This is a genomic window from Pseudomonas hormoni (assembly GCF_018502625.1).
In the GTDB taxonomy this organism is placed as follows: Bacteria; Pseudomonadota; Gammaproteobacteria; order Pseudomonadales; family Pseudomonadaceae; genus Aquipseudomonas; species Aquipseudomonas hormoni.
Genome location: NZ_CP075566.1, coordinates 6,067,986 through 6,094,740 on the forward strand (window position 1 = coordinate 6,067,986; position 26,755 = coordinate 6,094,740).

Below are 26,755 nucleotides of genomic sequence, written 5' to 3' on the forward strand. Positions count from 1 at the left end.
CCCGGGGCTGTTTGCCTGTGGCCTGCGTCATCGGCCCCCCGACTCTGCCGTCAAGCTGTAACGGCAAGGCCTGACTCTACTGTTAATCGCTGCCAAGACTTGTCAGCACACCGAATCCTCTGATCGAGATACACAAGTGATCGAAAATCTACGCAACATCGCCATCATTGCTCACGTTGACCATGGTAAAACCACCCTGGTAGACAAACTCTTGCGTCAATCCGGCACTCTGGAGCGCAACGAGCTCAACGACGAGCGCGTGATGGACTCCAACGACCAGGAGAAAGAGCGCGGTATTACCATTCTGGCGAAAAACACCGCCATCAACTGGAACGGCTTCCACATCAACATCGTGGACACCCCGGGCCACGCCGACTTCGGCGGCGAAGTAGAACGCGTAATGTCGATGGTTGACTCCGTTCTGCTGCTGGTTGACGCTCAAGACGGCCCTATGCCGCAAACCCGTTTCGTGACCAAGAAGGCTTTCGAAGCCGGCCTGCGTCCGATCGTGGTCATCAACAAGGTTGACCGTCCAGGCGCGCGTCCGGACTGGGTTCTGGACCAGATCTTCGACCTGTTCGACAACCTGGGTGCCACCGAAGAACAGCTGGACTTCAAAGTCGTCTACGCCTCGGCCCTGAACGGTATTGCCGGTCTGGACCACACCGAAATGGCCGAAGACATGACCCCGCTGTACCAGTCGATCGTCGACAACGTACCTGCGCCGAAAGTCGACCGTGACGGTCCGTTCCAGATGCAGATCTCCGCTCTGGACTACAACAGCTTCCTGGGTGTTATCGGCGTTGGCCGTATCGCTCGTGGTCGCATCAAGCCGAACACTCCGGTAGTCGCTATCGACGCCGACGGCAAGAAGCGTAACGGTCGTATCCTGAAGCTGATGGGTCACCACGGTCTGCACCGTATCGACGTTGAAGAAGCAGCTGCCGGCGACATCGTCTGCATCAGCGGCTTCGACCAGCTGTTCATCTCCGACACTCTGTGCGACCCACTGAACGTCGAAGCGATGAAGCCGCTGACCGTTGACGAACCAACCGTTTCCATGACCTTCCAGGTAAACGACTCGCCTTTCTGCGGTAAAGAAGGCAAGTTCGTGACCAGCCGTAACATCAAGGAACGTCTGGACAAAGAGCTGCTGTACAACGTTGCTTTGCGCGTTGAAGAAGGCGACTCGGCTGACAAGTTCAAAGTCTCCGGCCGTGGTGAGCTGCACCTCTCGGTACTGATCGAAACCATGCGTCGCGAAGGCTTCGAAATGGGTGTTGGTCGTCCGGAAGTGATCATCCGTATGGTTGACGGCGTGAAGCACGAACCGTACGAAAACGTGACCATCGACCTGCCGGAAGAATCGCAAGGTTCGATCATGGAACAGATCGGTATCCGTAAGGGCGACCTGACCAACATGGTTCCGGATGGCAAGGGCCGTGTGCGCCTTGAGTACAACATCCCGGCCCGTGGTCTGATCGGTTTCCGTAACGAGTTCCTGACCCTGACCTCCGGTGCAGGCATCCTGACCTCGATCTTCGACCGTTACGACGTGATGAAGTCCGGCGACATGTCCGGCCGTCAGAACGGCGTGCTGGTTTCGGTTGCTACCGGTAAGGCTCTGACTTACTCGCTGGAAACCCTGCAAGCTCGCGGCAAACTGTTCCTGGGTCACGGTGAAGACGTGTACGAAGGTCAAATCGTCGGCATCAACAGCCGCGACAACGACCTGGGCGTCAACCCAACCAAAGGCAAGAAGCTCGACAACATGCGTGCTTCGGGTAAAGACGAAACCATCGCTCTGGTTCCGCCTATCCGTTTCACCCTGGAACAAGCTCTTGAGTTCGTGCAAGAAGACGAACTGTGCGAAGTCACTCCTAAGTCCATCCGTCTTCGCAAGAAGATCCTGGGCGAAAGCGAGCGTACCCGCGCTGCCAAGAAAAGCGGCAACTGAGTTTCGACTTAGTTAGCGCTTAAAAAAAACGCCCCCGACCGCAAGGTCGGGGGCGTTTTTGTTTGTCTGGGGTTTGTGCAATAACTGTGGCGAGCGAGCTTGCTCGCGCTGGGCTGCGTAGCAGCCCCAGAATTTTGCAGCGAATGCAGATTTTTGTGAGTGCTGCGCACTCAAGCGGGAGCAAGCTCCCTCGCCACAGTGCGCAGGCTGAGGATCAGAATTTCTCGAGGGTTCGACGGGAGCTGCTGGTCTCGCGCGCCACTTCCTTCGGCTTGTAAGCGCAATACCCCGGTCGCGGCCCGATTTTCGGGTGATTGCGGCAGGTGTCCGGGCGCTTTTCATAAATAGTGCACAGACGGCTCTTACGATCCAGGTACAGGCAATCGTTGTTGCTCATGCGCTGGAGGGTGAAGATCTCGGTTTTCTGGCTGTAGCGCTCGACGATCCCTTCCTTCTGCAGCCGCTTGGCGATGTTCTTCGCCGGTTCGCCGCGCTCGAACTCGTCGACGATGCCGATGCGGATCAGATCCTTGATCTTGACCTCGACCGGCAGGGTGCAGCAGCTGGATACACACGAGCCGCACATCGGCGCAGAATATTTGGCCCAGGTATCGAGACGATCGATCTCTGCGGCGGCGATCAGGTTGGGCTTCATCATCGGTTGTTACCAGCATGTGTATCAGGGCGCGCGATCATACCGGGACTGGTGGATTTTTGAACAACCTTTCGCCAGATTTTTTCTTTGCCGTCCAATAAACACCGTTAATCCGGCACGGCCCCTGCATTGATTCAGACACACGACAATGTAATGCCGGCCTATCTCGCACTAACAGGAAAAACTGCCGAACCAGAGCCCACACCGCCTGTCTGACCGTCTAGGCTCAACTACTTCACGCTCGCTCGAGGTCCTATCGATGACTCAAGAACCACTTGTTCGCGAAGCAGAGGTGGCCGCATTTCGCGACGCCGTCTTGACCAAGCTCACCTACGCGGTGGGTAAAGACCCGGATCACGCCTTCGACCACGACTGGTTCGAAGCCATTGCGCTGGCCGCGCGCGATCACATGGTCGAGCACTGGATGGATCACACCCGGCAGATCTACCGCAAAGGTCAGAAGCGGGTTTACTACCTCTCCCTGGAATTTCTCATTGGTCGGCTGCTCTACGACAGCCTGAGCAACCTCGGCCTGCTTGACGTCGCCCGCGAAGCGCTGACCGAACTCGGCGTCGACCTGGAGCGCATCCGCCTGCTGGAGCCCGATGCGGCCCTGGGTAACGGCGGCCTCGGTCGTCTGGCGGCGTGCTTCATGGAAAGCATGTCGACCCTCGGCATCGCCGGCCATGGCTACGGCATTCGGTATGAACACGGCTTGTTCCGTCAGGCGATTGTCGATGGCTGGCAGCAGGAACAGACCGAGCACTGGCTGGATTTCGGTAACCCATGGGAATTCGAACGGCCAGAAGTCGTTTACCCGATCGGCTTCGGCGGCAGCGTCGAAACCGTCACCGACGAAAACGGCAAGTCCAAACAAGTCTGGTCCCCGGCGGAAACCGTGCGCGCCATTGCGTATGACACCCCGGTGGTCGGCTGGCGCGGGGCGAGCGTCAACACGCTGCGCTTGTGGCGTGCCCGTGCGATGGAAGATTTGCACCTTGAGCGCTTCAACGCCGGCGACCATTTGGGCGCGGTCGCGGAAGTGGCCCGGGCGGAAAGTATTTCCCGTGTGCTCTACCCGGCGGACAGTACCGAAGCCGGTCAGGAGCTGCGCCTGCGCCAGGAATACTTCTTTGTCGCTGCGTCTCTCCAGGACTTGCTGCGCCGCCACCGCAACATGCACACCTCGGTGCTGACCCTGGGCGATCACGCGGCGATCCAGCTCAACGACACTCACCCGTCCATTGCCGTGGCCGAGCTGATGCGTCAATTGGTCGATGTCTATGACGTGGCGTGGGACGCCGCGTGGCAGGTCACCGTCGACACGCTCTCGTACACCAACCACACGCTGTTGCCGGAAGCGCTGGAAACCTGGCCGGTCGGTTTGATGGAGCGGATGCTGCCGCGGCACATGCAGATCATTTACCTGATCAACGCCCAGCACATCGACTCGCTGCGGGCCAAAGGCATTCACGATTTCGACGTACTGCGCGCGGTATCGCTGATCGAAGAGGACAACGGACGCCGTGTGCGCATGGGCAACCTTGCGTTTCTCGGCTCACACAGCGTCAACGGCGTGTCCGGGCTGCATACGCAGCTGATGCGCAAGACCGTGTTCTCCGAACTGCACAAGATCTACCCGGAGCGGATCAACAACAAGACCAACGGCATCACCTTCCGCCGCTGGTTGTATCAGGCCAACTCGGAGTTGACCTCGATGCTGGTCGACGCCCTTGGCCCTGATCTTCTGGATAACCCGGAAGAGCGTTTGCTTGATCTGGAACCGTTCGCTGAAAAAGCCGCGTTCCGCAAAGCCTTCGCCGAGCAACGCCTGCACAGCAAGAAAGCCCTGGCGTACATCATTCATGAGCGGCTTGGGGTCGCGGTCAACCCGGCGGCGATGTTCGACGTTCAGGTCAAACGGATCCACGAATACAAACGTCAGTTGCTCAACCTGCTACACACCGTCGCGCTGTATCAGGCGATCCGTGCCGAGCCGGAAATCGACTGGGTACCGCGAGTGAAGATCTTCGCCGGCAAGGCCGCCGCCAGTTATCACCAGGCCAAGCTGATCATCAAACTCACCAACGACATCGCCCGGGTGGTGAACAACGACCCGACCGTGCGCGGTTTGCTCAAAGTGGTGTTCCTGCCCAACTACAACGTCAGCCTGGCGGAGAGCATCATTCCGGCGGCGGACTTGTCGGAGCAGATTTCCACCGCAGGCTTCGAAGCCTCGGGCACCAGTAACATGAAGTTCGGCCTCAACGGCGCATTGACCATCGGCACCCTGGACGGCGCCAACGTGGAAATGTGCGAACGCATTGGCGTCGAGCACATGTTTATCTTCGGCCTCAGTGCGCAGCAGGTAGAAGCGCGCAAGCAGAACCACGAGTTCAGCGCGGTGCCGGACATTGCCGCGTCCCATCGATTGAATGACGTGCTGCAAGCGATTCGCGGCGGGGTGTTTTCGCCGGACGATCCGTCCCGCTACACCGGCTTGATCGATTCGCTGATCGACTACGACCGCTTCCTGGTCTGTGCCGATTTCGATTCCTACTGGGATGCGCAGATGCGCGTGGAAGCCCATTGGCACGATTCGAACGAATGGTGGCGTTCAGCGGTGTTGAGCACGTCCCGGATGGGCTGGTTCTCTTCAGACCGGACCATTCGCGAGTACGCCACGGATATCTGGAAAGCATTGGAGTAACTTTTAGCAATAATTGCGAGCAAGGTCCGACGGTTGTTGGACCTGGCCGATATACTAAGCACCAGTTTCAGTGAGCGCTGCGCCAACGTCTTCGCGGGCAAGCCTCGCTCCTACAGGTTATGTGCCGCTCTCGCGACTTGTGCAAATCCTGTAGGAGCGAGGCTTGCCCGCGAAAGCGTTAGAGCAGACGCCACAAGGCAATGGGCCGCTTAGGGATATCGACCATGCAATGGATGTTCATGCTGATTGGGCTGGTGCTGGGCTGGATACTCGACGAGTCGTTCAGCGACGCGCTGTTGGGCGCGTTGCTCGGGTTGGGTATTGGCCAGGCCATCCGCCTCGGCCGTTTGGGTTCACAAACCGCCGAACAGCGCGTTCTGCTGGAGCAGGCGCAAGTAGCGTTGAATGCGGTCCAGCAACGCCTGGCCTTGCTGGAGATGTCTGGCGTCACAGCGCCTGAAGCCAGCGTGCCGACTGCCGAGGCGCCGGTTGCCAGCGACCCCGCCCCCTCTCCTGTCTTCATTCTCGAAGAAATCCCTGTCTCGCCCCCGGAGATGGTCTGGGAGCTTCCGCCCCAACTCGAACCGATCACCGCAACGGCGACGCAAGCCAGCCGCCCGCTGCCCGACGATGTCTGGAAAGCCGAGCCAGTCGCCCGCGGGCCGCAGCAACCCGCCGTCCCCCGTGGCCCGAACTTCATCGAACGGGCCATCAGCGGTGCGCGTAACTGGCTGTTCGGTGGCAACACGGTGCTGCGGGTCGGCGTGGTGCTGTTGTTCCTCGGCCTGGCGTTCTTGCTGCGTTATGCCACCGAAGGCATGGTGGTGCCGATCGAACTGCGTTACGCCGGGGTCGCGGCGGCGGCGTTGGGTTTGCTTGGGCTCGGTTGGTGGCTGCGCCATCGCAACAACCACTATGCGTTGATGCTGCAAGGTACCGGGATTGCCGTGTTGTACCTGACGGTGTTTGCGGCCATGCGTTTGCATCCACTGCTCGATCCAACGGCGGCGCTCGGTCTGCTGGTGGCGGTGACGGTGTTCTCCGCCATTCTGGCGATCACCCAGGATTCCCTGGCACTGGCCTGCGCCGCGGCGCTGGGCGGTTTCGCCGCGCCGATCCTGACGTCTACCGGCGCCGGCAACCACGTCGCGCTGTTCAGCTACTTCGCCTTGCTCAACGCCGGCATCCTCGCCATCGCCTGGTTCAAGGCCTGGCGGCTGCTCAACCTGATCGGTTTCGTCGGCACCTTCGGCATCGGTTTCGCCTGGGGCCTGCGTTCCTACACGCCGGAATTGCTGTGGAGCACCGAACCGTTCCTGATTCTGTTCTTCCTGATGTACCTGGCCATCGGCCTGCTGTTCGCCCGGCGCAAGTTGCTGGAAATGAGCGACGCGCCCGAGGACGATAGCCGCGAGGCACTGCTGCGCTGGTCGACGCGTAAAGGCGATTACGTCGACGGTACGATGCTGTTCGGCCCGCCGTTGGTGGGTTTCGGTTTGCAGTTCGCGCTGGTCCAGCACCTGGAATTCGCCGCCGCCTTCAGCGCCCTCGCGCTGGGCATGATCTACATGGGGCTTGCTCGTCTGCTGATGGGCGGACGGGCGCTGCTGCTGGCGGAAACCTGTCTGGCGCTGGGCGTGATCTTTGCCAGCCTGGCGATTCCATTGGGCCTCGATGCGCGCTGGACCTCCGCCGCCTGGGCCGTGGAAGGCGCGGGGATTTTCTGGCTCGGCCTGCGTCAGCAACGACCACTGGCCCGCGCGTTTGCCTTGCTGCTGCAACTGGGATCGGCGCTGGCGTTTCTCAGCGAGTTGCGGATCGGCGAAAGCAGCCTGCTCGATGGTTCACCGCTGGGTGCGTTGATGCTCGGCGTGGCATTGCTGTTCAGCTTCTACCAATTGCGCAACGCTTTGCCCGAGCAGACGTCGGAGTGGGAGCGCAAAGGCCTGCCGGTGTTGGCGTGCCTCGGCCTGACTTTTCTCTATCTGCTGGCGCCGCTGTTCTTCTTCACCCACGGCACGGCGATCAGTTGGGCGCTGGCCGGTCTGGCGACATTGTTTGTCGGCCTGCGCCTGCAATCGCGGACCTTCCTGTTTACCGCGTTTGCTGTGCAGTTGTTGGGTGGTGCGTTGTTCCTGCTGCGGCTGCAAGGCGCGAGCGGTGAGTCCGGCGCAGTGTTCAGCGCGGGTTGGAGCGGCTTGCTCAGCGCGTCCCTGATCGGTCTGGCGTTGATCGCCGGTATGTTGCTGGCAGCGCGCGATGACATGGTGCGCAGCGACGTTCGGTTGTTGCGCGGTTTGTCGGTGGTGTTGCTGGCCGGTCTGGTGCTGATCAATCTGGCGGTGCTGTTCGTGCTGCCGTGGCAAACCGCGAGCGCGGTGTGGGCGACCAGTGGTTTGTTCATTATCTGGCTGAGCCTGTACTTGAAGCAGCGCGTGAGTTTTGTCTTCGGTCTGCTGCTGCAGGTGATCGGCGGTGCGGCGTTCCTGTTCGCCGGGCCGGATCTGATGGGGCCGCTGGCCAGCGAAGGATTGAAACCGCTGGCGCACAGCAGTTTCTGGACGCCGTTGGTGTTGGGATTGGCCGCGTTGGTTGGCGCCTGGCGCTTGCAGTTCGGCAATCATGCTTCGGCGTTTGATGTGCTGAGCTTGCAGCGTTTGTCCGAAGTGCTGCTGGTGTGGGGCGCCGGTTGGTGGGCGCTGGCGTGGATCAGTGAAGTGCTGCGGTTTGCACCGGTGAATGTTCAAGCGACATTGCTGCTGACAGTCGCGGCGGTGAGTGTGGCGTTGTGGGCTGTGTTGGCGTTGCGCCTGAAATGGCCGTCGCTGGGCCTGCTCTGCACCTTGCTGATTCCCGTGGCCGGTGTGGTGTTGCTCGCAGCCTGGCACTCGCGTTATCACCCGGCGGCGGATGTCGGTTGGCTGGCCTGGGCGGCGGTGTTCGTCGTGCATTTCATCTCGTTGCGGCGTCTGGCGCCGATGCTGCCGGCGCGGGCCCTGAGCACTGCTCATGTGCTCGGTTGCTGGCTGTTGATCGGGGTGCTCGCGCTGGAGCTACGCTACGATCTGCTGTTGCTGTCCGAGCAGTACAACGCCTGGCGCTGGTTGGGTTGGGCGATTCTGCCGAGTCTGTACCTGGTGCTGATGGCCGCGCCACGCAACTGGCCTTGGCCGGTATCGGCTTTCTCGCGCGAATATCGACTGTACGCGGCGGCGCCACTGGCGGTGCTGATGCTCGGCTGGTTCTGGCTGGCGAACATCGTCAGCGACGGCACTGCCGAACCGTTGCCTTACGTGCCGCTGATCAATCCGCTGGAATTGGGCCTGCTGTTTGCGCTGTTCGGGGTTTATGTCTGGGCACGCAGCGCGGTGACGCAACTGGCGATCCGCAAGGACATCTTTGATCACGCCACGCAACTGATCGCCGGCGTTTCGCTTTTCGCATTCTTTACCGCGCTGGTGAACCGCACGGCCCACCATTGGGGAGGCGTACCGTTCGAGCTGGATTTGCTGCTCGCGTCGATGCAGGTGCAGGCCGGTCTGTCGATCGTCTGGACCTTGATGGCCCTGAGTCTGATGATCGGCGGCCATCTGCGGCATCGTCGCGAAGTCTGGCTGATTGGCGCGGCTTTGATCGGCGTGGTGGTGGCCAAATTGTTCTTTGTCGAATTGAGTAACCGCGGCGGGCTGGCGCGGATCGTCTCGTTTATCGGCGTGGGTGTGTTGCTGTTGGTGGTGGGCTATTTCGCCCCGTTGCCACCCAAGCGCGCCGAGGCTGCGCCGGACTCTGAAAAACCGGCCCCGCAAACCGAAGGAGTGTCATCTTGAGTTCGAAGCTGAACCTGGTCTGGTTGGGCGCTGTTGCCATGGGTGTGGCGCTGTCGGCTGGCGCGCAGGAAAAACCGGCGGATTTCACCACGCAAGTGCCATTGACCGTGAGTGGCGAGGGGCCGTGGTATCGCCTCGAACTGCCCTTGTCCGTGCAATTGAATGCGCGGCAGACCGACCTGAGCGACGTGCGCGTGTTCAACGCTGCAGGTGAGGCTCAGGCCTACGCCTTGGCGCGAGAAACGGCGCCAACCCGCGAAAACCGTACCCTGACCGATGTGAAGTGGTTCCCGCTTTACAACTCTGCGGACGACACCGAGCGCGCACCGAGTGTGCGGGTGCAATCAAGCGCCAATGGCACGCTGGTCGAAGTGCAGCCGTCGAGTCAGCTGGAGGCGGGCGAAGAAATGCTGCGCGGCTGGTTGCTCGACGCCAGCGGCATCAAGGCACCGCTGCAGCAGTTGATCCTCGACTGGACCAGCGAGCGCGACGGCTTCCAGCGTTTCAGTATCGAAGCCAGCGACGACTTGCAGCATTGGCAGTCGTGGGGCGACGGGCAGGTGGCGCGGCTGACCTTTGCCGACGAGCGGGTCGAGCAGCATGAAGTCGGCTTGCCGGGGCAATCGGCGCGCTATCTGCGTTTGTTGTGGAGCACGCCGCAGTCGGCGCCGACGCTGACCTCGGTGCAACTGGAAAGCGCCAGCACCCGCAGCCTGCCGCTGCCGTTGGTCTGGTCGCAACCGTTGGCCGGCAGCAGCGTGAAGGCCGGGGAATACACCTGGCAATTGCCGATGGGGCTGAATGTCGAGCGCTTGCAGGTCGAGTTGAGTCAGCCGAACAGCCTGGCGCCGGTGACCTTGTCCGGTCGTCGGGACAGCAGCCTGCCGTGGCAGCCGCTGAGCAGCGGCTTGCTCTATCGCCTGACCCAGAGTGGCCAGGATGTGGTGCAGAACGAATTGCAGCTGTCGGGGCAAACGGTGCAGCAGTTGAAGCTGACGGTGGACGAGCGGGGCGGTGGCTTGGGTGCCGAAGCGCCGACTGTGAAGTTTGCTGTTCGCTCGACGCAATTGGTGTTCCTGGCGCGCGGTGCCGGGCCTTATACGCTGGTGTTGGGCAGTGCGACGGCGAAGGCGGCGAACCTGCCGTTGTCGACATTGATTCCGGATTACAGCGCGGCGAAGTGGGCGGCATTGGGCAGGGCGACGGTGGAAAGCGGGGTGGTCGCGACACCGACATCGACAGTCACATCGACTTCGCAGGTTGGGACCAACTGGAAGAAGTTCGGGTTGTGGGCGGTGTTGTTGCTGAGCGTTCTGTTTTTGGCGGCGATGGCGTTCAGCTTGTTGCGCAAACCCCCGGTAAAACCTTGAAGGCGGGTGCTGCGCACCCGATCGCCAGCAGGCTGGCTCCCACAGTTAATCGCATTCCCCTGTGGGAGCCAGCCTGCTGGCGAATGCGGTTTATCGGACGGTAAAGATGCCGGTTTCGAACTACGCTAAACCCGGCGCATGAACTCTATTGGGTGTTCCACGTCTGATAGGAGGAAATGCGCCCCGACTCGCGTTAAACTGCGCGGGTTTTTAGCCCCCCATTCCACCGGAGCCTTCCATGTCCCGCGTTACCCTGAGTCGCTATTTGATTGAGCAGACCCGTAGCAACAACACTCCTGCCGATCTGCGCTTCCTGATCGAAGTGGTGGCGCGTGCCTGCAAGGAAATCAGCCACGCCGTGTCCAAAGGCGCCCTGGGTGGTGTTCTGGGCAGCATGGGCACCGAAAACGTCCAAGGTGAAGTGCAGAAGAAACTTGATGTGATGTCCAACGACATCCTGCTCGAAGCCAACGAATGGGGCGGTCACCTGGCCGGCATGGCATCCGAAGAAATGGACAATGCCTACCAGATCCCGGGCAAATACCCGAAAGGCGCGTACCTGCTGGTATTCGACCCACTGGACGGTTCGTCGAACATCGACATCAACGCGCCGGTCGGTACGATCTTCTCGGTGCTGCGTTGCCCGAACGAATACCTGACCCAGAACGAGCCTTTGAACGAAAAGGCCTTCCTGCAGCCAGGCACTCAGCAGGTTGCCGCCGGTTACGCGATTTACGGTCCACAGACCATGCTGGTGCTGACCCTGGGCAATGGCGTGAAAGGCTTTACCCTGGACCGTGAAATGGGCAGCTTCGTGCTGACCCATGAAGACATCACGATCCCGGAGTCCACGCAGGAATTCGCGATCAACGCGTCCAACAAGCGTCACTGGGAAGCGCCGGTACAACGTTACGTCGACGAATTGCTGGCTGGCGACGAAGGCCCGCTGAAAAAGAACTACAACATGCGCTGGGTCGCCGCGATGGTTGCCGACGTGCACCGCATCCTGACCCGTGGCGGCTTGTTCATGTACCCACGCGACAGCCGCGAGCCGTCGAAGCCGGGCAAACTGCGCCTGATGTACGAAGCCAACCCGATGTCGTTCCTGGTTGAGCAGGCGGGCGGTGCCTCCACCGATGGTCACCAGCGCATCCTCGACATTCAGCCAGAAGGCTTGCACCAGCGCGTAGCGGTGTTCCTCGGTTCGAAAGAAGAAGTCGCACGCGTCACGGCTTACCACAAGGAATAAACCATGACCGCGCCCTGGCAGCCGTTGCTCGAATGGTGGTTCGGAAACTCCGAATCACCGAACGAAACAGCGGCAGAGAAGGGCAAGTTATGGTTCGGCAAGCGCGACAGCCAGGACCTCGATGCGCAGACGCGTTTCGGGGACTGGGTCGAGCAGGCACTGGCCGGCGGATTGACTGACTGGGCGCAACGCCCCGACGGTTGGCTGGCCCTGGTGCTGCTGCTCGATCAACTCCCGCGAATGATCTTTCGCGACACTCCCAAATCCTTTGCAGGCGATCTCAGGGCGCAGGCTCTCGTAGCGCAAGGCATTGCTGCGGATTTCGATCGACAGTTGCGGCCGATTCAGCGGGTGTTCATCTACCTGGTGTTTGAGCATTGCGAGAATCTGGCGGTGCAGAATGAAGCTGTCTCGCGCTATATCGACCTTGTGGCACAGCAGCCGGAGGCCGACCGGAAACTCTTTAACGACTATCTGAGCTATGCCGAGAAGCATCAGCGGGTGATTGCGCGGTTTGGGCGGTTTCCGCATCGCAATGCGGTGTTGGGAAGGGAGTCTACAGCGGAGGAATTGGAGTTTCTTTCGGGGCCAGGCTCAAGGTTCTAAATCTTCATTGCAGCTGATGCCGTCATCGCCAGCAGGCTGGCTCCCACAATAGGTTTGTGTCGATCACAAACCCCCTGTGGGAGCCAGCCTGCTGGCGATGGGGCCAGTGAAAGCGCCTTAGATTCTGAAACTGCCGACCAACTGCTTCAACCGCGCCGCCTGCTGTTCAAGGTCAGAACACGCGCGCAACGTCGCTTGCAGGTTCTCCACCCCTTCCTGATTCAGCGTGTTGATCTCGGTGATGTCGACGTTGATCGATTCCACCACGGCGGTCTGCTCTTCGGTCGCCGTCGCCACGGACTGGTTCATCCCGTCGATCTCGCCGATCCGCTGCGTCACGCTGCCGAGGCGCTCGCCAGCCTGGTTGGCGATGCCGACGCTGCTTTCGCTCTGGCGCTGGCTGTCGGTCATGGTGCTCACCGCTTCGCGGGCGCCGACTTGCAGTTCCTCGATCATCTTCTGCACTTGCTGCGCCGAATCCTGGGTGCGGTGGGCGAGGTTGCGGACTTCATCGGCGACCACGGCGAATCCGCGTCCGGCTTCACCGGCCCGGGCCGCTTCGATGGCGGCGTTCAACGCTAGCAGGTTGGTCTGCTGCGAGATGCTGGTGATCACTTCCAGAATCTGCCCGATGTTCACCGTGTTGCTGTTGAGCGTTTCGATGTTGCCGCACGAATCGCTGATCTTCGCCGACAGCTGCTGCATCGCCGCGATGGTTTTATCCACCACCTGCTGACCGTCTTCGGCCAGGGCGCGCGCGTCACTCGAATGCTGCGAGGCGAGGGCGGCGTTCTGGGCGATTTCCTGGGCGGCGGCGCCCAGTTCGTTGATCGCCGCGGCCACACTGCTGGTGCGCGAGGCCTGCTGGTCCGAGTTGAACATCGACGAGTTGGACGCGGCGACGACGCGCAGTGCGACTTCGTTGACCTGGCCGGTGGCCGAAGACACTTCGCGAATCGAGGTGTGAATACGTTCTACAAAACGGTTGAACGAGGTGCCCAGCGCACCGAATTCATCCTGGCCGTGAATGGTCAGGCGTTTGGTCAGGTCACCCTCGCCCTCAGCGATGTCATGCATGGCGCGGCCCATGGTCAGCAGCGGCTGCATCAGGAAACTGATCAGCATGCCCAGCAACGCGATGATGATCACTACGGCGATGACCATGGCAATGATCGCCGAGGTGCGGAATTCGCTGAGCATCGAGAACGCCGTGTCCTGATCCAGCACCAGCGCCACGTACCAGTTTGCCGACGGCACGCCGTTGACGTGGGTGAAGGAGATGAACTGGCGCTTGCCGTCGATCTCGACTTCTTTCATGCCCGGGCTGACTTGCGGGGCGCCGTTCGGGTAGGCCTCGGCCAGGTTCTTGAGGACCAGTTTGCTGTCCGGGTGAATCAGGATCTTGCCGTCGGCGCTGACGATGAACGCATGGCCGTGACCGCCGAAGTTCAGCGAGTTGATGATCGCGCTGACGCTGGACAGGTCAATGTCGGCACCGGCGACGCCGATCATCTGGCCCTGGCGCTGCACCGGCGTGGCGACGGTGATCACCAGTTTGCCAGAGGACGCGGCAATGTAGGGTTCGGTGACGATGGTCTGTTGCGCGCTGTTGGCTGCCTTGTACCAGCCGCGTGCGCGAGGGTCGTAATCGGCGGCGCGATTGCCGGCCGGGACCGAAAACATCACGCCGTCGGTGCCACCAAAGTAGCTCAGCTGGAAGTTGCTGGTGTAGGCGGGCAGGTCGATGGCGCGCTTGAGGTTGGCCTGTGCACTGCCATCCACCACGATTTGCTGGGACAGCGACTGCAGCAACTGAATGCGGCTTTCCAGCCAGGTCTGGATGTTGCTGGTGGTAAGGCTGCCGAGTTCCTGCATCGACGATTCGGTATTGCTGCGCAGGGTCTGCCGCTGGCGGTAGTCGTTGAACAGGATGAAACAGGCAAACGCAACGGCCACCACGAGGGCAGCAGCCAACAGGATTTTGTGGCTGAACTTCATGTTTCTGGTCATTAAATGAGCTACCACGGATGGTCTGGTCAACAAGGGGGCGCCAATGTGCCACAGGATCGGGCTTTGCGCTGCTTTTATGTCGACTGGCCCGCGCCAAAGATTAGGCAACTTTTGTCAAAACCGACGAAATGCTCGACAGCGAAAGAAAGTGGCTGATTTTTCGGCAAAAGGCAGACGAGCGGCCCGATAAATAGGCGCTTGGTCAGGGAACCAGACAGGGGTTTTCTCTTCTAAGCTTCAGCTTGGCAGCCATGCCATTCCCTTCGCCCCAGGAGCTACACCCATGTCGCTGCGTTCCATCGCTTTGCTTTCGTTCTGCGTGTTGTTGGCCGCATGCGGCAAGATCAATCAGGAAAATTATTCGAAGCTGTCGACAGGCATGCCCAAGGCCGAGGTTGAAACCTTGCTAGGCAAACCCACCGACTGCTCGGGCGCGCTCGGCATGTCCAGTTGCACTTGGGGCGACAAGAACAGCTTTATCAGCGTGCAGTATGCCGGTGACAAAGTGTTGATGTTTTCCGGCCAAGGCCTGAAGTAAACCGGGGCGTTGCGCCCGCGGGAGAAAAACAATGAAGCGGTTATTGATCCTCCTTTTTGCCGGCCTGGTATTGGCCGGCTGCGCCACGTCTGGCGAAGATCCGTTGGCGCCGAAAACCGTCGACAGCGTCAATCTGAAGAAGTACCAAGGGACCTGGTACGAGTTGGCGCGTTTGCCAATGTATTTCCAGCGCAACTGCGCGCAATCCGAAGCCCATTACACGCTCAAGCCGGACGGTAACGTGCTGGTGCTGAATCGCTGCCTGACAGCGGATTGGCAGTGGGAAGAGGCCAAGGGCACGGCGTATCCGCAAGTGCCGGGCAAGACCGACAAGCTGTGGGTCGAGTTCGACAACTGGTTCTCTCGACTGATTCCGGGTGTGGCGAAGGGCGAGTACTGGGTGTTGTTCGTCAGCGAAGACTACAAGACCGCCATCGTCGGCGACCCGAGCCGCCGGTATCTGTGGCTGCTGTCGCGAACCCCGACGGTCAACGGTGTCGTGCGCGAAGAACTGCTGAGCAAGGCGCGTCAGCAGGGATATGACACGACGCGACTGATCTGGCGTGCGACGGATACGCAGATGGCCAAGACCTCGAACTAACGACCGCTAAAGATCAAAACTGTGGGAGCGAGCCTGCTCGCGATAGCGGTCTGTCAGTCAACATCTCTGTTGGATATGACGGCCTCATCGCGAGCAGGCTCGCTCCCACATTTAGTTTTGCGTTAACCCAATAGGTCGCGCAGGACCTGGGTGAACGCGCGGTTACTTTCCTCTTCCCCGGCATGACGCCCATCCCGCACAACCCACTGGCCATTGACCAGCACATCGCGCACCTGACGATCGCCACCGGCGAACAACCAACGATTGAGAATCCCGTCCCCAGTGGCTGTCGCCAGGTACGGATCGCTACCATCCAGCACCAGCCAATCCGCCCGTTTGCCAACCTCCAGCGCACCAATCGGTTGACCCAGCGCCTGCGCGCCGCCATCCAGTGCCGCGTCATACAGCGTGCGACCCACCATCGGCTGATCCGCGCCATACAACCGGTTACGCCGCTGATCACGCAGACGCTGGCCGTATTCCAGCCAGCGCAATTCTTCCACCACGCTCAATGACACATGGCTGTCGGAACCGATGCCTATGCGCCCGCCCTGGGCGAGGAAATCCACGGCCGGGAAAATGCCGTCGCCAAGGTTGGCTTCGGTGGTCAGGCACAGGCCGGCGATGGCGCGACTCTTGGCCATCAGCGTGACTTCTTCCGGGTTGGCGTGAGTTGCGTGAACCAGGCACCAGCGCTGATCGACTTCGGTATTTTCGTACAGCCATTGCAGTGGGCGACGGCCGCTCCAGCTCAGGCAGTCATCGACCTCCTTCTGCTGTTCGGCGATGTGAATGTGCACCGGGCACTGCTTGTCGCTGGCCGCCAGCACTTCGCTGATCTGCTGTGGTGTGACCGCGCGCAACGAGTGGAAACACAAGCCCAGCGACTGCGCCGGTTGCTGTGCCAGGATCGGCTGCAAGCGCGACTGAAGCTTCAGGTAGTTTTCAGTGCTGTTGATAAAGCGACGCTGGCCGTCGTTCGGCGTCTGACCACCGAAGCCGGAATGGCTGTAAAGCACCGGCAACAAGGTCAAACCAATACCTGCGGAACTGGCCGCCTGGCTGATGCGCAGCGCCAGTTCGGCCGGATCCGCATACGGCTGGCCGCTGGTGTCGTGGTGTACGTAATGAAATTCCGCGACCGAGGTGTAACCGGCCTTGAGCATTTCGATGTACAGCTGACGGGCGATCACGCCGAGCTGGTCCGGACTGATTTTTTCGACGAGCCGGTACATCAGATCGCGCCAGGTCCAGAAACTGTCGTTCGGATTACCGGCCACTTCGGCCAATCCGGCCATGGCCCGCTGGAACGCGTGGGAGTGCAGATTCGGCATCCCCGGCAGCAGCGGACCGCTGAGCCGTTCGGCGCCATCTGCGTTGGAATCGGCCTGGATATGGGTCAAGACGCCGTCGGCGCTGACCTCAAGACGTACATTGTTGGCCCATCCACTAGGCAGCAGCGCGCGTTCGGCAAAGAAGGCGGACATGGTTCAGCACCCCATCGTGTGTTATTTGTATATACATATACAGACGTTTGCCTGCCCGGTAAACTCCGGCAAGCTAGTAACTTCTACCAAATGAACAAGGATTAACCGTGCCGACTCCGCCTGCAGTCTCTCCGTTGGCCGCGAACATGGGCGACAGTCCGGCGCCCTTGTACGCCCGCGTCAAACAGATGATCACCCAGCAAATCGACAGTGGAAACTGGCCGCCGCACTACCGCGTTCCGTCGGAAAGCGAGCTGGTCAGCCAACTCGGTTTCAGCCGCATGACCATCAACCGCGCACTGCGCGAGATGACCGCCGACGGTCTGTTGGTGCGCATGCAGGGCGTCGGCACGTTCGTCGCCGAACCGAAAAGCCAGTCCGCGCTGTTTGAAGTGCACAACATCGCCGACGAAATCGCCTCCCGTGGCCATCGCCACACGTGCCAGGTGATCACGCTTGAAGAAGAGGCCGCCGGTTCCGAGCGCGCCCTGGCCCTGGACATGCGTGAAGGCCAGAAGGTCTTCCACTCGCTGATCGTGCATTTCGAAAACGACATTCCGGTGCAAATCGAAGACCGTTTCGTCAACGCGCTGGTGGCACCCGATTACCTCAAGCAGGACTTCACCCTGCAAACGCCTTACGCCTACCTGAACCAGGTCGCGCCGCTGACCGAAGGCGAGCACGTGGTCGAGGCGATCCTGGCCGAGGCCAGCGAGTGCAAATTGCTGCAGATTGAAAAGGGCGAGCCGTGCCTGCTGATCCGCCGCCGCACCTGGTCCGGCCGTCAGCCAGTGACCGCCGCTCGTTTGATCCACCCCGGTTCCCGTCATCGTCTGGAAGGTCGGTTCCATAAATAGAGAGCCACAAATGAGTCAGATAAAGGTTTTACGCGCCATCGATTACCCGCGCATGCCGTGGAAAAACGGTGGCGGCAGCACTGAAGAAATCACCCGCGACGCGGGCACTGGCCTTGATGGTTTCGGCTGGCGCCTGTCGATTGCCGATATCGGCGAGTCGGGCGGGTTTTCTACCTTCGCCGGTTACGAGCGGATCATCACCGTGTTGCAGGGCGACGGCATGACCTTGTCGGTGGATGGCCAGGCCACGCGGCCGTTGTTACCGCTGGACCCGTTCGCCTTCAGCGGCGAAAGCCAGGTGTCTTGCACGTTGATGGGTGGTCCGATTCGCGACTTCAACCTGATTTATGCGCCGCAGCGTTACCGTGTGCGGTTGCAGTGGCTGGACGGTGAGCAACGGTTTTTCAGCGAGGCTGGGGCTGTGCTCGTATTCAGTGTCGCTGATGCACTTGAAGTGAAAGTTGGTAACAGTGCCTCGCAGCTTGCTCGCCATGATTGCCTGCAACTCGTCGGTAACACCGGCCTGCTGGAAGTCTCCAGTAACGGTCCATGCTGTGTGATCGAATTGACTGCACACTGATCACTGGTTAAAGAAATATTTGTGGCGAGGGAGCTTGCTCCCGCTCGGCGGCGAAGCCGTCGTAAACCCGGCTAATCGAATTTATCTGATAGATCTCGGTTGAATGGTTTAAGGGCTGCTTCGCAGCCCAGCGGGAGCAAGCTCCCTCGCCACAAAAGCTGTCATCATCCGTTTCCAATTGCGCACCACTTTGTTACCGAACGCCCCAGCGTGGCGCAAAACCACGCTCAAGTAACAAACTATCACCCCTTCGCAAAATCCCCCCGAAAAATTTCATCTTCCGCAAACCCTTGATTTACAGGCTTTCCAGCCATTCAAGAATTTTTCTTGAATACCCATCCAACAAGTTGGCCGCTTGATTGCATATGCTTGTATGTACAAGTAAAGACGTATGCGTATGAGTCGATCGAGGCTCTCCGCAGCGTCCACTGATTCGCTTGTGGCGCAACGATGCGCACAGGCTGGCTTACCCACCGCCAGGGTTGGTTTGGATTGATCGCTGAGGAGTCTTTTTCGTGACTGACATTAAACCTACTAAGTTTCGTGACGTTGAAATCCGCGCTGCCCGCGGTAACAAGCTGACCGCCAAGAGCTGGCTGACTGAAGCGCCGCTGCGCATGCTGATGAACAACCTCGACCCGGAAGTCGCCGAGAACCCTAAAGAACTGGTGGTTTACGGTGGTATCGGTCGTGCGGCGCGTAACTGGGAATGCTACGACAAGATCGTCGAAAGTCTGACCAACCTGAATGACGACGAGACCCTGCTGGTGCAATCCGGCAAGCCGGTCGGCGTATTCAAGACCCACAGCAACGCCCCGCGCGTGCTGATCGCCAACTCCAACCTGGTGCCACACTGGGCGAGTTGGGAACACTTCAACGAACTCGACGCCAAAGGCCTGGCCATGTACGGCCAGATGACCGCCGGCAGCTGGATCTACATCGGCAGCCAGGGCATCGTCCAGGGCACCTACGAAACTTTCGTCGAAGCCGGTCGCCAGCACTATAACGATGACCTGAAAGGGCGTTGGGTCCTGACCGCAGGCCTGGGCGGCATGGGTGGCGCTCAACCTCTGGCTGCAACATTGGCCGGCGCTTGCTCGCTGAACATCGAATGCCAGCAGGTCAGCATCGATTTCCGTCTGAACAGCCGTTATGTCGACGAGCAAGCCACCGACCTCGACGACGCGCTGGCTCGCATCGAAAAATACACCAAGGAAGGCAAGGCGATTTCCATCGCTCTGCTGGGCAACGCGGCTGAAATTCTGCCGGAACTGGTCAAGCGCGGCGTGCGCCCGGACATGGTCACCGACCAGACCAGCGCCCACGACCCGCTCAACGGTTACCTGCCGGCCGGCTGGACCTGGGAAGAGTACCGCGCTCGCGCCAAGACCGAACCTGCTGCCGTGGTGAAAGCCGCCAAGCAATCGATGGCCGTGCACGTTAAAGCGATGCTCGAATTCCAGAAAATGGGCATCCCAACCTTCGACTACGGCAACAACATCCGTCAAATGGCGCAAGAAGAAGGCGTGGAAAACGCATTCGACTTCCCAGGCTTCGTACCGGCTTACATCCGTCCGCTGTTTTGCCGCGGCATCGGTCCGTTCCGTTGGGCTGCGCTGTCGGGTAACGCTGAAGACATCTACAAGACCGACGCCAAAGTAAAAGAACTGATCCCGGACGACGCCCACCTGCACAACTGGCTGGACATGGCGCGCGAGCGCATCAGCTTCCAGGGTCTGCCGGCCCGTATCTGCTGGGTTGGCCTGGGTCTGCGCGCCAAGCTCGGACTGGCGTTCAACGAAATGGTTCGCAGCGGTGAATTGTCCGCGCCAATCGTGATCGGTCGCGACCACCTGGACTCCGGTTCCGTATCGAGCCCGAACCGCGAAACCGAGTCGATGCAGGACGGTTCCGACGCCGTGTCCGACTGGCCACTGCTCAACGCTCTGCTCAACACCGCGAGCGGCGCGACCTGGGTTTCCCTGCACCACGGCGGCGGCGTCGGCATGGGCTTCTCCCAGCACTCGGGCATGGTGATTGTCTGCGACGGTACTGACGAAGCGGCCGAGCGTATCGCTCGCGTTCTGCACAACGACCCAGCAACTGGCGTTATGCGTCACGCCGATGCGGGTTACCAGATCGCGATCGACTGCGCCAAGGAACAAGGGCTGAACCTGCCGATGATTACCGGCAAGTAATGCTTGCCCTGTCGGAGCGAGGCTTGCCCGCGAACCGCGGTGTGTCAGAAAAGACGCCTTCGCGGGCAAGCCTCGCTCCTACAGGGATCACCAACACCGAATAACAATCCACAGAGGTTGAATCATGGCTGTTAACAACGATCGTGCAGGCAGCAAACCCTTGATCGAGAAACGCTCGATCGACTACATCCCGGAAGCGGAGAGACACGGTCGTCTGTTTAGCCAGTTCACCCTGTGGATGGGTGCCAACCTGCAAATCACCGCGATTGTCACCGGGGCCCTGGCTGTGGTGCTGGGCGGTGATGTGTTCTGGTCGTTGATCGGCCTGTTGATCGGCCAACTGATCGGCGGCGGCGTAATGGCGCTGCATGCCGCGCAGGGGCCCAAGCTTGGCCTGCCGCAGATGATCTCCAGCCGGGTGCAGTTCGGCGTGTATGGCGCGGCCATCCCGATCGTGCTGGTGTGTCTGATGTATCTGGGCTTCACCGCAACCGGAACCGTGCTTTCCGGCCAGGCGCTGGGCCAGTTGTTTGGTGTCAGTGACAGCGTCGGTATCCTCATCTTCGCCAGTGTCATCGTGCTGGTCACGGTGCTCGGTTATCGGGTGATCCATTGGATCGGCCGTGTTGCCAGTGTCATTGGCGTGATTGCCTTTGTTTATCTATTCAGCCGTCTGGTGAGCCAGGTTGACGTTGGCGCACTGTTGCAAATCCGCCACTTCAGCTGGAGCAGTTTCCTGCTCGCGGTGTCGCTCGCGGCGTCCTGGCAGATCGCCTTCGGCCCTTATGTGGCTGACTACTCTCGCTACCTGCCGAGCAAGATTTCCTCGGTGAAAACTTTTTTTGCCGCAGGCGCAGGTTCTGTCATTGGTGCACAGGTGGCGATGGTCCTTGGCGTGTTCGCTGCCGCTTCGGCCAACGGGCAATTCGCCGGCCACGAAGTGGCCTACATCGTGGGTCTGGGGGGTACCGGTGCCACCGCTGCGCTGCTGTACTTCAGCATCGCGTTCGGCAAGGTCACCATCTCCACGCTGAACTCCTACGGCAGCTTCATGTGCATTGCGACCATCATCAGCGGTTTCCGTGGTGACCTGAAAGTAACGCGCTTGCAGCGTCTGGTGTTCGTGCTGATCATCGTCGGTGCTGCGACCCTGATGGCGTTGCTCGGTCAGCACTCGTTCCTCGGTGCGTTCAAGTCCTTCATCCTGTTCTTGCTGGCGTTCTTCACGCCATGGAGCGCGATCAACCTGGTGGACTACTACTGCATCACCCGCGAGCGCTATGACGTGCCGGCGCTGGGCGATCCGAATGGTCGCTACGGTCGTTGGAACGCCCTAGGTATCAGCGTCTATGTTTTCGGTGTGCTGGTGCAGCTGCCGTTCATTTCCACCAAGTTCTATACCGGTCCGCTGGTGGCAGCTCTGGGTGATGTGGATATTTCCTGGATCATCGGTCTGGCGCTGCCCGCAGCCCTGTATTACGTGTGTGCGAAAAAATGGCACGGCACCGTGCCCGATCAACTGATTCTGCCGGTCGAGCAGGACAGCGTTGTACAACCTAAAACAAGCGGGGCCGGTCGCGCTGCGGCGCAGGCCTGATTGGACGTGGATAGGGCTGGATGCCTCTTGACTGCCGTAAGCCAATTCATGATTAGGAGCGTCACTACAATGAAATCGAACAAGACCCTGCTGACCACATTGCTTTCCATGGGCCTGCTCGCCAGCGCCGGCGCCACTCAGGCTGCCGGTTGGTGCGAATCGGGCAAACCGGTGAAATTCGCCGGCCTGAACTGGGAAAGCGCCATGTTGCTGACCGACGTGCTGCAAGTCGTGTTGGAGAAAGGTTACGACTGCAAGACCGACAGCCTGCCGGGCAACTCCATCACGATGGAAAACGCCCTGAGCAGCAACGACATTCAAGTGTTTGCCGAAGAGTGGGTCGGCCGCAGCGAAGTCTGGAACAAAGCCGAGAAGGCCGGCAAAGTCGTCGGCGTCGGCGCTCCTGTCGTCGGCGCAGTCGAAGGCTGGTACGTGCCGCGCTACGTGATCGAAGGCGACGCCAAGCGCAAGCTGGAAGCCAAGGCGCCGGACCTGAAAAACATTGCTGACCTGGCCAAGTACGCCTCGGTGTTCAAGGACGCCGAAGAGCCAGCCAAGGGCCGTTTCTACAACTGCCCGGCCGGCTGGACCTGTGAGCTGGACAACAGCGAAATGCTGAAAAGCTACGGCCTGGAAAGCAGCTACACCAACTTCCGCCCGGGCACCGGCCCGGCGCTGGATGCCGCCGTGCTGTCGAGCTACAAGCGTGGCGAGCCGATCCTGTTCTACTACTGGTCGCCAACGCCGCTGATGGGCCAGGTTGACCTGGTGAAACTCGAAGAGAAGCCGGGCGTGGATAAACGCGTGACCATCAAGGTCGGCCTGTCCAAGACTTTCCACGAGCAAGCCCCGGAACTGGTGGCCGTGCTGGAAAAGGTCAACCTGCCGATCGACCTGCTGAACCAGAACCTCGGGCGCATGGCCAAAGAGCGGATCGAGTCACCAAAACTGGCGAAAATCTTCCTCAAGGAACATCCTGAAGTCTGGCACGCATGGGTGAGCGAAGACGCAGCCAAAAAGATCGACGCGGCCTTGTAGGTTGAGCCTCTCCGACTGCCGGTAACGGCAGTCGGACGCTGAATCGCAACCCCTTGATTGAGAGTCTCTTTATGTTTCCCGAAAGCTTTACCTTTTCCATCGCCGACTGGGTCAACGGTTGGGTCGATTCGCTGGTCACCAACTACGGTGACGTGTTCCGGCATATCTCCGACACCCTGTTGTGGGCCATCGTCAATCTTGAAGGGCTGCTGCGTGCGGCGCCCTGGTGGCTGATGCTGGCGATCGTGGCGGGCGTTGCCTGGCACGCAACCCGTAAAGTCGTAACCACCGCCGTCATCGTTGGTTTGTTGTTCCTGGTGGGCGCGGTCGGCCTCTGGGACAAGCTGATGCAGACCCTCGCGCTGATGATGGTGGCGACGGTCATTTCGGTGCTGATCGGCATTCCGCTGGGCATTCTCTCGGCGCGCAGCAATCGCCTGCGTTCGGTGCTGATGCCGTTGCTGGACATCATGCAGACCATGCCGAGTTTCGTGTACCTGATCCCGGTGCTGATGCTGTTCGGCCTGGGCAAGGTCCCGGCGATTTTCGCCACCGTGATCTACGCCGCGCCGCCGCTGATCCGCCTGACCGATCTGGGCATTCGCCAGGTTGACGGCGAAGTGATGGAAGCGATCAACGCCTTCGGTGCCAACCGCTGGCAGCAATTGTTCGGCGTGCAACTGCCGCTGGCCTTGCCGAGCATCATGGCCGGGATCAACCAGACCACCATGATGGCCCTGTCGATGGTGGTGATTGCCTCGATGATCGGTGCCCGTGGCCTGGGCGAAGATGTGTTGGTGGGGATTCAGACCCTCAACGTCGGACGTGGCCTTGAAGCCGGTCTGGCGATCGTGATTCTGGCAGTGGTGATCGACCGCATTACACAAGCGTACGGTCGTGCACGGCATGAGGTGAGCAAATGAACAACGAAGCCATCAGCAAAATCGAAGTCAAAAACGTCTTCAAGATTTTCGGCAACCGTTCCAAGGAAGCGCTGGGCATGATCGGCCAGGGCAAGACCAAGGATCAGGTGCTGGCCGAGACCGGCTGCGTGGTCGGTGTGAACGACCTGTCGTTGAGCATCGGTAGCGGCGAAATCTTCGTGATCATGGGCCTGTCCGGTTCCGGCAAATCGACCCTGGTGCGCCACTTCAACCGCCTGATCGACCCGACCAGCGGCGCGATCCTGGTGGATGGCGTGGACATCCTGCAATACGACATGGAAGCCCTGCGCGAATTTCGCCGACGCAAGATCAGCATGGTGTTCCAGAGCTTCGGCCTGCTGCCGCACAAGACCGTGGTGGACAACGTCGCCTACGGCCTGAAAGTGCGTGGCGAGACCAAGCAGATGTGCTCCGAGCGCGCGCTGCACTGGATCAATACCGTGGGCCTGAAGGGCTACGAAAACAAATACCCGCACCAGCTCTCGGGCGGCATGCGGCAGCGTGTGGGCCTGGCCCGCGCACTGGCGGCGGACACCGACATCATCCTGATGGACGAAGCGTTCAGTGCGCTCGATCCGCTGATCCGCGCGGAGATGCAGGACCAGTTGCTGGAACTGCAAAAGACCCTGCACAAGACCATCGTCTTCATCACCCACGACCTCGACGAGGCCGTGCGCATCGGCAACCGCATCGCGATCCTCAAGGATGGCCGCCTGATTCAGGTGGGTACACCGCGAGAGATCCTGCATTCGCCGGCGGATGAGTATGTCGACCGGTTCGTACAGCGGCGGGCTGCGGTGGTTTAAGAGGTTTGTGGCGGGACCGCTTTTGTGGCGAGGGAGCTTGCTCCCGCTCGAGCGCGCAGCGGTCGCAAAATTTTGGGGCCGCTACGCAGCCCAGCGGGAGCAAGCTCCCTCGCCACAGGTGTCACATGTCCATGAATTTTGTATGAGGCTCCAGATGTCCCAGGCTGAAAAAATCGTTATCGCCGACGCCCCTCTGCGTTGGCAGGATGTAGTCGCGGTAGCCCGCCACGGCGCACAGCTCGAGCTGTCGGCCCAGACCTGGGCGCGGATCGAGAACGCTCAGGCGATCGTCCAACGCATCGTCACCAGCGGCGAACGCGCTTACGGCGTCAACACTGGCTTGGGCGCGTTGTGCAACGTCTCTCTGAAAGACGAGCAACTCAGCCAACTCTCGCGTAACACCTTGCTCAGTCACGCCTGTGGCGTTGGTGCGCCACTGGCTGACGAGCAGACGCGCGCGATCATGTGCGCCGCGATCCGCAACTACAGCCACGGCAAATCCGGCATTCATCGCCGGGTAGTCGAAGCGCTGCTGGCGCTGCTCAATCGCGGTATCACCCCGCAAGTGCCGTCCCAGGGCTCGGTGGGTTACCTGACCCACATGGCGCACATCGGCATCGCGCTGCTGGGCGTCGGCAATGTCAGCTATCGCGGGCAGATCGTTTCTGCGCAACAGGCCCTGGCCGAAGAAGGTCTGCAACCGGTTCAACTCGGCGCCAAAGACGGCTTGTGCCTGGTCAACGGCACGCCGTGCATGAGCGGCCTCAGCTCCCTGGCGATTGCCGATGCCACGCGCCTGCTGCAATGGGCCGACGTGATCGGCGCCATGAGTTTCGAGGCCCAGCGCGGCCAGATCGCTGCGTTCGATGCCGAGATCATTGCGCTCAAGCCGCACCCGGGCATGCAGCAGGTCGGCATCAATCTGCGGGCGTTGCTCGATGGCAGTGAAGTGATTGCTTCGAGCAAAGGCATCCGCACCCAGGATGCACTGAGCATCCGTTCGATCCCGCAGGTCCACGGCGCTGCACGGGATCAACTGGCTCACGCTATTCAACAGATTGAAACCGAACTCAACGGCTGCACCGACAACCCGTTGCTGCTGGGCACACCGGACAATTTCCGCATCATGTCCCAGGCCAACCCGCACGGTCAGTCCGTGGCCATGGCAGCTGATTTGCTGGCCATCGCCATGGCGGAAATCGGCTCCATCGCCGAGCGACGTCTCGACCGTTTAATCAACCCGCATGTCAGCGGTCTGCCGGCGTTTCTGGTGGCCAATCCGGGCGTGAATTCCGGGATGATGATCGTGCAATACGTCGCCGCTTCGTTGTGTGCGGAAAACCGTCAACTGGCGCAACCGGCGGTGCTCGACAACTACGTCACCTCGGGCTTGCAGGAAGATCACCTGAGCATGGGCACCAACGCCGCGTTGAAGCTGCATCGTGCGCTGGAAAACTGCACGCAGATCCTCGCGATCGAGTACCTGCTGGCGGCTCAGGCCTTTGAATTCCTGAAAGAACAGCGCTTCGGCGCCGGCACCGATACCGCGTGGCGTCTGCTGCGTGAGCGGGTTCCGGCCTACGATCAGGACCGCTGGCTGGCGCCGGATATCGCTGCGGCTGCCGGGGTTTTGAAAGATTCAAATTTGCTGCACAAGGCTTTGCCGAACCTGAACTGATTCCTACATCAAACCAGCGTGCCAAGGCGCCAGCCCCCCCAAAAGGC

Annotated in this window: 19 protein-coding genes and 1 pseudogene; 16 read left to right on the top strand and 4 right to left on the bottom strand. The window is 60.4% G+C overall.

The annotated features are described in order from the left end of the window. Nucleotides 1–136: 136 nt before the first annotated feature. Nucleotides 137–1,957 (top strand): translational GTPase TypA, encoded by a 1,821-nt coding sequence (typA, locus tag KJF94_RS28270; RefSeq protein WP_214380255.1) that lies wholly within the window; start codon nt 137–139, stop codon nt 1,955–1,957. A gap of 214 nt (nt 1,958–2,171) precedes the next feature. Here the strand turns inward: typA and KJF94_RS28275 are convergent, their stop codons facing one another. Beyond that, nucleotides 2,172–2,612 (bottom strand): YkgJ family cysteine cluster protein, encoded by a 441-nt coding sequence (locus tag KJF94_RS28275; RefSeq protein ID WP_027922155.1) that lies wholly within the window; start codon nt 2,610–2,612, stop codon nt 2,172–2,174. 259 nt (nt 2,613–2,871) lie between these two features. Between KJF94_RS28275 and KJF94_RS28280 the strand changes: the two genes are divergently transcribed. The 5 genes from KJF94_RS28280 (at nt 2,872) to KJF94_RS28300 (ending at nt 12,374) form a co-directional block, all read left to right on the top strand. Further along, entirely contained in the window at nt 2,872–5,322 is a 2,451-nt protein-coding gene (locus KJF94_RS28280; RefSeq protein WP_214380256.1) for a glycogen/starch/alpha-glucan phosphorylase, read from the top strand. Between the two features lie 224 nt (nt 5,323–5,546). Then, a complete protein-coding gene (locus tag KJF94_RS28285) occupies nt 5,547–9,149 on the top strand; it encodes a DUF2339 domain-containing protein (protein ID WP_214380257.1) in 3,603 nt (1,200 codons plus the stop codon). Beyond that, nucleotides 9,146–10,519 (top strand): DUF3999 domain-containing protein, encoded by a 1,374-nt coding sequence (locus tag KJF94_RS28290; protein ID WP_214380258.1) that lies wholly within the window; start codon nt 9,146–9,148, stop codon nt 10,517–10,519. Before KJF94_RS28285 ends, KJF94_RS28290 begins: the two co-directional genes overlap by 4 nt. A 238-nt stretch (nt 10,520–10,757) precedes the next feature. Then, nucleotides 10,758–11,768 (top strand): class 1 fructose-bisphosphatase, encoded by a 1,011-nt coding sequence (locus tag KJF94_RS28295; protein ID WP_007933966.1) that lies wholly within the window; start codon nt 10,758–10,760, stop codon nt 11,766–11,768. Nucleotides 11,769–11,771: 3 nt separating this feature from the next. Next, nucleotides 11,772–12,374 carry a DUF924 family protein gene (locus KJF94_RS28300; protein ID WP_214380259.1) on the top strand — a complete coding sequence of 201 codons (603 nt, stop codon included), beginning with the start codon at nt 11,772–11,774 and terminating at the stop codon, nt 12,372–12,374. Nucleotides 12,375–12,491: 117 nt separating this feature from the next. Here the strand turns inward: KJF94_RS28300 and KJF94_RS30705 are convergent, their stop codons facing one another. After that, nucleotides 12,492–13,256, bottom strand: a complete 765-nt coding sequence (locus KJF94_RS30705; protein WP_371927683.1) for a methyl-accepting chemotaxis protein — start codon at nt 13,254–13,256, stop codon at nt 12,492–12,494. 93 nt (nt 13,257–13,349) lie between these two features. Further along, nucleotides 13,350–14,384 (bottom strand): annotated as a pseudogene (locus KJF94_RS30710) (HAMP domain-containing protein); the annotation flags it as partial. Nucleotides 14,385–14,667: 283 nt separating this feature from the next. Here KJF94_RS30710 and KJF94_RS28310 point away from each other — a divergent pair. Both KJF94_RS28310 and KJF94_RS28315 read left to right on the top strand, forming a co-directional pair. Further along, nucleotides 14,668–14,922, top strand: a complete 255-nt coding sequence (locus tag KJF94_RS28310; RefSeq protein WP_007907841.1) for a hypothetical protein — start codon at nt 14,668–14,670, stop codon at nt 14,920–14,922. Between the two features lie 31 nt (nt 14,923–14,953). Further along, nucleotides 14,954–15,523: a lipocalin family protein gene (locus tag KJF94_RS28315; protein WP_214380261.1), complete on the top strand. Its 570-nt coding sequence runs from the start codon at nt 14,954–14,956 to the stop codon at nt 15,521–15,523. 122 nt (nt 15,524–15,645) lie between these two features. Here the strand turns inward: KJF94_RS28315 and KJF94_RS28320 are convergent, their stop codons facing one another. Beyond that, complete coding sequence (locus KJF94_RS28320; RefSeq protein ID WP_214380262.1) at nt 15,646–17,010, bottom strand: formimidoylglutamate deiminase; 1,365 nt, start codon at nt 17,008–17,010, stop codon at nt 15,646–15,648. A 146-nt stretch (nt 17,011–17,156) separates the two neighbouring features. Between KJF94_RS28320 and hutC the strand changes: the two genes are divergently transcribed. From hutC to hutH, 8 genes are all read left to right on the top strand, one after another. After that, nucleotides 17,157–17,867, top strand: coding sequence for a histidine utilization transcriptional repressor HutC (gene hutC / locus KJF94_RS28325; RefSeq protein ID WP_174602685.1), 711 nt, complete (start codon nt 17,157–17,159; stop codon nt 17,865–17,867). A gap of 10 nt (nt 17,868–17,877) precedes the next feature. Beyond that, nucleotides 17,878–18,447 carry a HutD/Ves family protein gene (locus KJF94_RS28330; protein ID WP_214380263.1) on the top strand — a complete coding sequence of 190 codons (570 nt, stop codon included), beginning with the start codon at nt 17,878–17,880 and terminating at the stop codon, nt 18,445–18,447. A gap of 515 nt (nt 18,448–18,962) precedes the next feature. Then, complete coding sequence (gene hutU / locus KJF94_RS28335; RefSeq protein ID WP_214380264.1) at nt 18,963–20,645, top strand: urocanate hydratase; 1,683 nt, start codon at nt 18,963–18,965, stop codon at nt 20,643–20,645. A 124-nt stretch (nt 20,646–20,769) separates the two neighbouring features. Then, complete coding sequence (locus KJF94_RS28340; RefSeq protein WP_214380265.1) at nt 20,770–22,242, top strand: purine-cytosine permease family protein; 1,473 nt, start codon at nt 20,770–20,772, stop codon at nt 22,240–22,242. A gap of 69 nt (nt 22,243–22,311) precedes the next feature. Further along, the gene (locus KJF94_RS28345; protein WP_214380266.1) at nt 22,312–23,280 is read left to right on the top strand and encodes an ABC transporter substrate-binding protein; all 969 of its coding nucleotides are present in this window, start codon (nt 22,312–22,314) and stop codon (nt 23,278–23,280) included. Between the two features lie 71 nt (nt 23,281–23,351). Continuing rightward, nucleotides 23,352–24,203: an ABC transporter permease gene (locus KJF94_RS28350; protein WP_175390019.1), complete on the top strand. Its 852-nt coding sequence runs from the start codon at nt 23,352–23,354 to the stop codon at nt 24,201–24,203. Continuing rightward, a complete protein-coding gene (locus KJF94_RS28355; protein ID WP_214380267.1) occupies nt 24,200–25,030 on the top strand; it encodes a quaternary amine ABC transporter ATP-binding protein in 831 nt (276 codons plus the stop codon). The genes KJF94_RS28350 and KJF94_RS28355 overlap by 4 nt, the downstream gene beginning before the upstream one ends. 154 nt (nt 25,031–25,184) lie before the next feature. Further along, nucleotides 25,185–26,708: a histidine ammonia-lyase gene (gene hutH, locus KJF94_RS28360; RefSeq protein WP_214380268.1), complete on the top strand. Its 1,524-nt coding sequence runs from the start codon at nt 25,185–25,187 to the stop codon at nt 26,706–26,708. Nucleotides 26,709–26,755: the final 47 nt, after the last annotated feature.